We start from the raw sequence: 9,305 nt of genomic DNA, 5'->3' as shown, positions 1-9,305 counted from the left end.
GCAAAGAGGATACACCTGTTCCCATTCCGAACACAGAAGTTAAGCTCTTTAGCGCTGATGGTACTTGGAGGGCAACCTCCTGGGAGAGTAAGACGTAGCCACGTAATCTTTTTTTGTGCATAAAAATAAATTATATTAAAATAGAGCTTCCGTGAATGGAAGTTTTTTGTTTTATAAAGACTAATTGATTTATACAAAAATGAAATTTGAAATGGTATAATATAAATTAATTAGTATGTGAAATGTAGAATTATTTTATTAATTGGAAAAGAGGGTATATTATGAATGCTAATGAGAGAAGACAAAACTTAATAAATATATTAAAAAATTTAGATAAGCCAATTAAAGGAGATGAACTTGCAAAAAAATTTAATGTAAGTAGACAAGTAATAGTCCAAGATATTGCTCTAATAAGAGCTAAAGGAATTGAAATAATGGCTACTCCTCAAGGGTATATTACATATAATACTACATCTATATCTAAGGTGATAAATTGTAAAAATCATAAAGACTCATGCTCATTCTATGAAGAACTTAAAATTATAGTGGATTTAGGTGGAAAAGTAAAGGATGTAATAGTAGAACATCCTTTATACGGAGAAATTAAAGTGAATTTGGATATAGAATCAAATAGAGATATAAATGAGTTTATAAATAAAGCTTCAAGTGAAGAGTTTAAACAATTATCATTACTGACTAAGGAAAATCATATGCATACTATAGAAGCTAAAGATGAAGAAATTTTAGGTGAAATAATAGAAGAATTAGAGAAAAGAAATTTATTATTTAAGTAAGATAACCATTGAATATTTTCAATTGTATAGATATTGATTTTAGTTAAAAATAACCCAAATAGTAGAGTATAGTGACTTTATGCGTCAAAATATATGGTAGATTAAAACTTAAATATTATCATATATATAAATTTCAACTAAAAATAAATAAAAAAAATTGAATAATGCTATTGAAAGTTGTTAATATATATAATATAATGAGTATCAAATAAAACAATTAGTTTAAAAGCTATGAAGGAAAATAGTAGAAAATATATTTGTATTCAGAGAGTGAGTGGTTGGTGAGAACTCATTGCAATTATTTTTGAATCCATTCCAGAGCTTCTAATCGGAAATAACAGTAAGATTAGACGTATACCTACGTTACAGGATTGAGAGGAATATACTAATTTAAGTATATTCAATTAGGGTGGCAACGCGGATTAAAGACTTTCGTCCCTTTTAGGGGGATAGAAGGTCTTTTTTTTATTGCATTTTTTAATTTATAGGTTAAATAAATCCCTGTTTATGACCTAAAAACATATTAGATAACGTTATCTATAACTAAGTTTAAGAAAAATTTCTAAAAAGTTTTATTAGCGCAAATAAAATTGTTTAGAAAATTAAGAAACGAAGAGTACATATATTATAAAAAATAGGAGGAAGTAAGATGCTAGATATTAGGAGAATAAGAGAAAATTTAGAAGATATCAAAAAAGCTATGGATAGAAGAGGTGAAAAAGAATTTGACCTTGATGCTGTAGTTGAATTAGATGATCAAAGAAGAGATTTACTTAAAGAAGTTGAAGTTATGAAAAACGAATTAAACGTTGAATCAAAGAAAATACCTCAACTTATAAAAGAAGGTAAAGATGTAGAAGAAGCAAAAGCTCAGTTAAAAGAGTTATCTGATAAAATAAAAGTAATAGATGAAAAAGTTAGAACTGTAACAGAAGATATGGAATATAGATTAATGAGAATACCAAATGTTCCTCATCCAGATGTTCCACAAGGAACTACTGATGAAGATAATGTTGAAATAAGAAATTGGGGAGAGGTTCCAACATTTGAATTTGAAGAGAAAGCTCATTGGGATATAGGAACAGGTCTTGGAATATTAGATTTTGAAACTGGTGGAAAAATAACTGGTTCAAGATTTACTTTATACAAAGGAAAGGGAGCAAGATTAGAAAGAGCTTTAATAAACTTTTTCTTAAATACTCATACAGATGAGCATGGATACACAGAAGTTTTACCACCATTTATGGCTAATAGAACTAGTTTTGTAGGAACAGGACAATTACCTAAGTTTGAAGAAGATATGTTTAAATTAGAAGGCGTAGACTACTTCTTAGTACCAACAGCAGAAGTACCAGTAACAAACATACACAGAGATGAAATAATAATGGCAGATCAATTACCAATAAAATACTGTGCATACACTCCATGCTTTAGATCAGAAGCAGGATCAGCTGGTAGAGATACAAGAGGTTTAGTAAGACAACATCAATTTAATAAGGTTGAATTAGTTAAGTTCTGTGATCCAGAAAAATCATATGAAGAATTAGAAAAGTTAACTAATGATGCAGAAAAAATGTTACAATTATTAGGTTTACCATACAGAGTTGTTAGAATATGTACAGGAGATTTAGGGTTTACTGCAGCATTTAAATATGATTTAGAAGTATGGATGCCAAGTTACAATAGATACGTTGAAATATCTTCTTGTTCAAACTTTGAAGATTTCCAAGCTAGAAGAGCAGGGATAAGATTCAAGAGAGATAAAAAATCTAAAGCAGAATATGTTCATACATTAAATGGTTCAGGGCTTGCAGTAGGTAGAAGTTTAGCTGCTATATTAGAAAACTATCAACAAGCGGATGGTTCAGTAGTAGTTCCAGAAGTATTAAGACCATACATGGGCGTAGATGTTATAAAAAAAGAAGAATTATAAAAACATAATAATATATATAAAAAAGAGCGTTTATATAAACTCTCTTTTTTATTGCTTAGTAAGTATAGAGAACTATAAATTACATTAAAATAAAATTAAGTTGAAATATAAAATAAATTATGGTAAGATAGATTTGTTATAAGTTTTAGGAGGAAATATGGAATACTCACTCTATATGAAAGAAGCATTAAAAGAAGCATATAAAGCATTTGATAAAAAAGAAACACCTATAGGAGCAGTAATTGTTAAAGATGGAGAGATAATAGCTAGAGCACATAATTTAACAGAAACATTAAATGATTCTACAGCTCATGCAGAAATTTTAGCCATAAGACAAGCTTCAGAAAAGTTAGGTGGATGGAGATTGGTAGATTGTGATTTATATGTTACTATGGAACCATGTATTATGTGTAGTGGTGCAATAGTTAATTCTAGAATAAAAAAACTTATAATAGGAACAAGGCATATAAAAAATGCTTATACTGACAAACAACATGAATTTAAAATAGATTATTATGAAAATAATAATATCGAAATAAATTTTGGAGTTTTAAGAGAAGATTGCTCTGATGTATTACAAGAATTTTTTAAGACTTTACGGAAAAGATAATAAGGAGAGTTGGTCGAGTTGGTCGAAGGCGCTCGCCTGGAAAGTGAGTATACGCCAAAAACGTATCGTGGGTTCGAATCCCACACTCTCCGCCAGAGAAAACATAAATATGGTTGTAAGTTTGCTGTACTAGATGGGGAGGTAGCGGTGCCCTGTAACCTGCAATCCGCTATAGCAGGATTGAATTCCATCTAGAGGCTTATATTTTGTGAGGCCGCCCTAAATAAGTGGCGTTGACGTTTAGGTCCTGCGCAATGGAAGCTCATAAACCCCGTCAGATCCGGAAGGAAGCAGCGGTAAGTGATCACTTTCGTGTGCCGCGGGGGTGCCTAAATTGAGTTAACTGTTTAGGTAACGCTTGTGAAATTAAGTCAATAGGTGGTGTACAGCATTTAATATATAAACAAAAATCCCTTTTTAATAGGGATTTTTTTACTATATAAAATAAAAGTAAAAGATATATAAACTAGATAAATTTGTAAAAAGTGATATAATATTTTAATATGTTGGAAAGTAATATATTAATGGATTTTTATATTAAGGAGAGAGTAAAATGCATAAAGCATTATATAGAGCGTATAGACCGCAAAATTTTGAAGATGTTGTGGGTCAAGAACACATAGTAAGAACTTTAAAAAATCAAATAGAAAATAATAATGTAGGACATGCGTATTTATTTTCAGGTACAAGGGGAACAGGTAAGACTTCTACAGCTAAAATATTTGCCAGAGCTGTAAATTGTGAAAATAGTATAAATCAAGAACCGTGTAATGAATGTGAAGTATGTAAAGATATACTACATGATAATATAATGGATGTAGTAGAGATAGATGCAGCATCTAATAATAGTGTAGATGACATAAGAGAACTTAGAGAGAATGTAAAGTACTCTCCTACTAAATCTAAGTATAAAGTATATATAATAGATGAGGTACATATGTTGTCGCAAGGAGCGTTTAATGCCCTTTTAAAAACATTAGAAGAGCCACCATCATATGTAATATTTATATTAGCAACTACAGAGCCGCATAAAATACCTGCTACTATATTATCAAGATGTCAAAGATTTGATTTTAAAAGAGTTACAGTTAAAGATATGACATTAAGAATGCAAAAAATATGTAAAGAAGAAAATATAGAAGTGGAAGATAAAGCTCTAAATTTAATAGCTAGAAATTCTCAAGGAGCGCTTAGAGATGCACTTAGTATATTAGAACAATGTATTTCTTTTGGAGATAATAAAATAGAATATAAAGATGTCGTTGAATTATTAGGAACTGTAAATGTAGAGCAATTATTTGAACTAGCTCAATGTATAATAGACCAAGATACTAAAAAATCCTTACAAATTTTAAATGAATTTGTGATATGGGGTAAAGATATACGTAACCTAATAAATGATTCAATAGACCATTTTAGAAATTTAATGGTTTGTAAGGTATCTACAGACTTAGATGAAATAATTTCTTTACCTGAGGAAATTATACAACAGTTAAAATTGCAAGCAAATGGTGTAGAAGTGAATGATTTAATAAGGATTTTAAATATACTATCACTTACACAAGATGGGATGAAATCATCATCAAATCCTAGAATTTTAGCAGAAGTTACTGTGATGAAAATTGCTCAACCTATGTTTGATGAAAGTAAAGAAGCTTTAATTAAGAGGATTGAGAACTTAGAAAAGACAATTGAAAGTGGAAATATAAAAATTAATACAAAAAGTAATTCTAATAATGAAAATATAATAGAGCCAGAAGAATCAAATGTAGCAGAAGTAGAGTATGAGCAGGTAAAAAGCGAAGATGTTAAATTAATAGAGGCTTCATGGGATAAAATAAGAAAAGTTATAAAAGACGATAAACAAGTTCCTTTATCAGTTTTACTAGGAGATATTGATAGTTTTAATGTATATGAAAATGTATTATATTTAATATACGCAGAAGGCTATGGATTTGCTAAGAAAAAATTGAATGAAGAAAATACTATTGTATACATTGAAAAGATGATTAGAGAAACAATAAATAGAAGTTTTAGTATAAGGGTAATTTTAGAATCTGAAGTTAATAACATAAGTCTAGAAATAAAAGATAACAAAATGGATAAAGGTGAGGAAATTTTAAGAAGTACTGTAAGTGAAGAAATACTGGAGATAAAAGATAGAGAAGAAGAAAAACAAGATTAACAATAAATACTATTATGGTATAATGATAGAATAAACAATAAGTTTTCAAGGAGGATTTTAATTATGGCAAAAAAAGGTTTTGGAGGCGGAATGATGCCTGGAAATATGAATAACATATTAAAACAAGCTCAAAAAATGCAAGAAAATATGCAAAAGATGCAGGAAGAATTAGAGTTTAAACAAGTAGAAGCATCAGTTGGCGGAGGAGCTGTTACTGTAAAGGTTAATGGTAAAAAAGAAGTTACAGATATAGCTATAAAACCAGAAGTTGTAGATCCGGATGATATAGAGATGTTACAAGATTTGGTATTAAGTGCTGTAAATGAAGCTTTAAGAAAAGTGGACGAAATGCAAAACTCTCAAATGAGCAAAGTAACTGGAGGAATGAATATTCCAGGATTATTCTAGTAGGTGATTATATGCAACTTTATACAGGTCCAATAAGCAGATTAATAGAAGAGTTTTCTAAGCTTCCTGGAGTAGGAAGAAAAACTGCGCAAAGATTAGCTTTTCATGTTATAAATATGAATACAAACGATGTAGAATCTTTAGCCAAGGCTATAGTAGAAGCAAAAAGAGAAATTAGATATTGCTCAATATGTTGCAATATAACAGATACAGATCCTTGTAGTATGTGTTCTAATAAAAATAGAGACTCAAGTGTGATTTGTGTAGTAGAAGATCCAAGGGATTTAGCAGCTATGGAGAGAACAAGAGAGTTTAAAGGTCAATATCATGTATTAAATGGAGTTATATCTCCTATGGATGGTATTGGACCAGATATGATTAAAGTAAAAGAACTAATACACAGATTAGGAACACAAGATGTTAAAGAAATAATTATGGCGACAAACCCTACAATTGAAGGTGAAGCTACAGCTATGTACATAGCAAGACTTTTAAAGCCGATGGGAATTAAAGTTACAAGAATAGCTCATGGATTACCTGTTGGTGGTGACTTAGAATACGCTGATGAAGTAACTATATGTAAGGCACTAGAAGGTAGAAGAGAAATATAAGAATCGAGGTAAAACCTCGATTCTTTTGTCGTTTAATAGGGTAATTTTGTACTTAAAAATTCAAATTCATTTATTGAATAAAGCATTTTAGTATTGTATAATTTTTTGTATATTTATCTAAAATTTTTAATAGGGGTGCAATATGAAATCAACTATGAATATAGAAGAACATAAGTCTATGAAAGAGAAAAGAATGAAAAAAATAGGTTCTAAGGATAAGCCTAAGTATGAAGAAAATGATGATATGAGTCTTTTAATTAAGAAAAAAATGAAAAAAGATGTAAAAGGTAAGAATAGTGAATTTAGGAATAATTATAAAAATTATCAATATGATTATGAAGAAGATTTTTATGAACCTAGATATTAAGATTTAAATACTAATACTAAGAATATACAGATATATAATTTGATTATATTTTATGAAATAAAATTCCCCTCTCTATATTAAGAGAGGGGGATTTTAGCTTTCTTCTAATATATTTACTACAAGGCTAGATATATTTTGTGCAGAGTTAAATTTTCTAATAGACCTTACATTTTTCTTTAGGGCATCAAGCCTAGAAGGATCATCTATAAGAACTTTTAAAAGTACTGGTAATGTATATTTTTTAGTAGTTCGAAGAGCAGAGCCACAGTTAGATAAGAAGTCTAAGTTTTCTTCTTCTTGTCCAGGAATATAATAAGGAACTATCATTGGGACATCTTTAAGAAGAGCTTCGGTAGTAGTAAGACCACCGGGTTTTGTAATTAAAACGTCTACAGAAGCTAATATATCGTTCATCTTATTAGTAAATCCTAGGATTGATATATTTTTATCATGCTCAATAGATGAAATCTTTTTATCTATTTTTTCTTTAAGACTTTCATTTCTACCTGTTATAACTAAAATCTGAAAATCTCTATCTATCTCTAATAATTCATCTAGCGTTTCTTTTATATTACCAGCACCAAAACTTCCACCCATAAGTAAAACCGTTAGTTTGTCTGTACTTAAGCCTAGTTCGGATAAAACAGTATCTCTATCTCTGTGAGATAAGAATGACTTTTCAACAGGAATACCGAAGGCTTTTATCTTATCATTGTCAACACCTTCAGCAATTAGTAATTCTTTAACGTATTCATGTCCTACTATGTAATAGTCTATTTCGTTTTGTATCCACGTAGAATGAGTAGTGTAGTCTGTCAAAACAGAAATCATTGGAGGTACATCTAATTTAATGCTATGTCTGTGAAAAGGCTCGGCCTTAAGGCTGATTGAAACATATGTATCGTAAGATTTTTTTAATGTACTAAAAGCTATCATAGGAAAAGGATGAGTTCCTATGATTAAGTCTGGTTTAGCCTCACTAAGAAGCTTTTTGAACTTCTGGGACATATATGATGTAAGTAGATTACCTTTGAATTCATTTCTAGAGATAAGACTTGTCTCAGATAATCGATATACACTACCATAGGCTTTAGGTGTATATATAGCTGATTTTTCATATCCTCTAGAAATTATTTTATCCATTGTGTTGTTAACTAATTTCAAACTATCTATTATTTCGCAGTGTATCGGTTCTCCTGAAATAGTTTTACTTTCTAGTTCTTCCTTAATAGCCCTAGCAGCGCGGTTATGACCACCGCCGGTAGAAGCTGACATAATTAATATTTTTTTAGCCATAATAAATCCTCCTAATATAGAGTTATATTGAATTGAAATTTAATTTTATATGTTCATATTTATACTTCTAATTATACTTTAAAAAAGTTAAAATATAGTGTATTAGATTATTATTAACTAATTATTAGTTAATAATAATCTAATACACTATAAAAAAAAATACAAGGACATATTATTTAGAGAGAAGTTGGAGGATAAAAATGAAACAAGTTGAAATATATACAAGCGATACGTGTATTCAATGTATAAAAGCTAAAGAATATTTACAAACAGCAAATGTTGATTATGTAGAACACAACATATCTAAAAAAACAGAAGCTAGAAAAGAATTAATAGGTATGGGGTATATGTCAGTTCCTGTACTTATTATAGATGAAGAACATGTTTTAGGGTTTGACCTGAATAGGATTAATTCATTATTAAATAAGTAAAGTATAAACAAGGATAATATATAGAATAGATACTTATTTGTTTAATAATAACTATTCTATATATTTAGTTAGAATAGTTATTATTAAAATGAAAAATAAAAGAATTAATTTATAAAAAATAGGTAAAGATATGATAGATTATTTATATTAGTCAATAAATAGAAAAAAATAAAAAAACTTTTCAAAAAGTATTGACGTTATTATTATAGGATGATATAGTATTACTTGTCCTTAAGAAAAGGTCAAACAACAAAAGAAAAAAGTTGACAGAGTAAAAAAACTTTGATAAACTAAAGAAGTTGTTGAAATGAGCAACAATAAAATTGCTTAACATGAACTTTGAAAATTAAACAGTAGGTTAATTTATAGAAACAAACATAATTCTTAACAGAATTAAAACACAAACAAACCAAGCCAGATATTCAGATAATGATTAGCTGAGCGATGGACAACTTTTTAAATTATATTTGAGCGTTAGAATAAGCTGAACGAATGTGAAGATTATTATAATGCGACATAAATTAAAATTTATTTTGAGAGTTTGATCCTGGCTCAGGATGAACGCTGGCGGCGTGCCTAACACATGCAAGTCGAGCGATCTTCTTCGGAAGAGAGCGGCGGACGGGTGAGTAACGCGTGGGTAACCTGCCCTGTACACACGGATAACATA

The 9,305-nt window shown here is 29.3% G+C and carries 9 protein-coding genes, 1 tRNA gene, 2 rRNA genes, 1 other RNA gene and 1 other annotated feature; of the genes, 12 read left to right on the top strand and 1 reads right to left on the bottom strand.

Features of this window, described 5'->3' with window-relative positions; all coding sequences use genetic code 11:
• The 10 genes from rrf to ACRC03_RS02720 all read left to right on the top strand — a co-directional run.
• Window positions 1–104, top strand: a 5S ribosomal RNA gene (gene rrf / locus ACRC03_RS02765); the annotation flags it as partial.
• 177 nt (window positions 105–281) lie between these two features.
• Window positions 282–794, top strand: coding sequence for a 3H domain-containing protein (locus ACRC03_RS02760; protein WP_438651021.1), 513 nt, complete (start codon window positions 282–284; stop codon window positions 792–794).
• 222 nt (window positions 795–1,016) lie between these two features.
• Window positions 1,017–1,237, top strand: a binding site (T-box leader).
• 206 nt (window positions 1,238–1,443) lie between these two features.
• Window positions 1,444–2,727 carry a serine--tRNA ligase gene (gene serS / locus ACRC03_RS02755; RefSeq protein WP_438651020.1) on the top strand — a complete coding sequence of 428 codons (1,284 nt, stop codon included), beginning with the start codon at window positions 1,444–1,446 and terminating at the stop codon, window positions 2,725–2,727.
• A gap of 157 nt (window positions 2,728–2,884) precedes the next feature.
• Window positions 2,885–3,337, top strand: coding sequence for a nucleoside deaminase (locus tag ACRC03_RS02750; RefSeq protein ID WP_438651019.1), 453 nt, complete (start codon window positions 2,885–2,887; stop codon window positions 3,335–3,337).
• A gap of 3 nt (window positions 3,338–3,340) precedes the next feature.
• Window positions 3,341–3,432 (top strand) — tRNA-Ser (locus ACRC03_RS02745).
• A 29-nt stretch (window positions 3,433–3,461) separates the two neighbouring features.
• Window positions 3,462–3,726: signal recognition particle sRNA large type (gene ffs, locus ACRC03_RS02740), an RNA gene on the top strand.
• 164 nt (window positions 3,727–3,890) lie between these two features.
• A complete protein-coding gene (gene dnaX / locus ACRC03_RS02735) occupies window positions 3,891–5,522 on the top strand; it encodes a DNA polymerase III subunit gamma/tau (RefSeq protein WP_438651018.1) in 1,632 nt (543 codons plus the stop codon).
• A 63-nt stretch (window positions 5,523–5,585) separates the two neighbouring features.
• The gene (locus ACRC03_RS02730; RefSeq protein ID WP_438651017.1) at window positions 5,586–5,930 is read left to right on the top strand and encodes a YbaB/EbfC family nucleoid-associated protein; all 345 of its coding nucleotides are present in this window, start codon (window positions 5,586–5,588) and stop codon (window positions 5,928–5,930) included.
• Between the two features lie 11 nt (window positions 5,931–5,941).
• The gene (recR, locus tag ACRC03_RS02725) at window positions 5,942–6,541 is read left to right on the top strand and encodes a recombination mediator RecR (protein WP_438651016.1); all 600 of its coding nucleotides are present in this window, start codon (window positions 5,942–5,944) and stop codon (window positions 6,539–6,541) included.
• A 142-nt stretch (window positions 6,542–6,683) separates the two neighbouring features.
• Entirely contained in the window at window positions 6,684–6,908 is a 225-nt protein-coding gene (locus tag ACRC03_RS02720; RefSeq protein ID WP_438651015.1) for a hypothetical protein, read from the top strand.
• Between the two features lie 93 nt (window positions 6,909–7,001).
• On the opposite strand, the gene ACRC03_RS02715 is transcribed toward ACRC03_RS02720, so the two are convergent.
• Complete coding sequence (locus tag ACRC03_RS02715) at window positions 7,002–8,204, bottom strand: MGDG synthase family glycosyltransferase (RefSeq protein ID WP_438651014.1); 1,203 nt, start codon at window positions 8,202–8,204, stop codon at window positions 7,002–7,004.
• A gap of 200 nt (window positions 8,205–8,404) precedes the next feature.
• Here ACRC03_RS02715 and ACRC03_RS02710 point away from each other — a divergent pair, with 200 nt between their 5' ends.
• A complete protein-coding gene (locus tag ACRC03_RS02710; protein ID WP_438651013.1) occupies window positions 8,405–8,635 on the top strand; it encodes a glutaredoxin family protein in 231 nt (76 codons plus the stop codon).
• Window positions 8,636–9,164: 529 nt separating this feature from the next.
• Window positions 9,165–9,305 (top strand): 16S ribosomal RNA (locus ACRC03_RS02705); the annotation flags it as partial.

Origin of the sequence: Romboutsia sp. (assembly GCF_051659545.1) — a bacterium.
Lineage (GTDB): Bacteria > Bacillota > Clostridia > Peptostreptococcales > Peptostreptococcaceae > JBOFOR01.
This window is presented reverse-complemented; position numbering and strand designations above follow the sequence as displayed.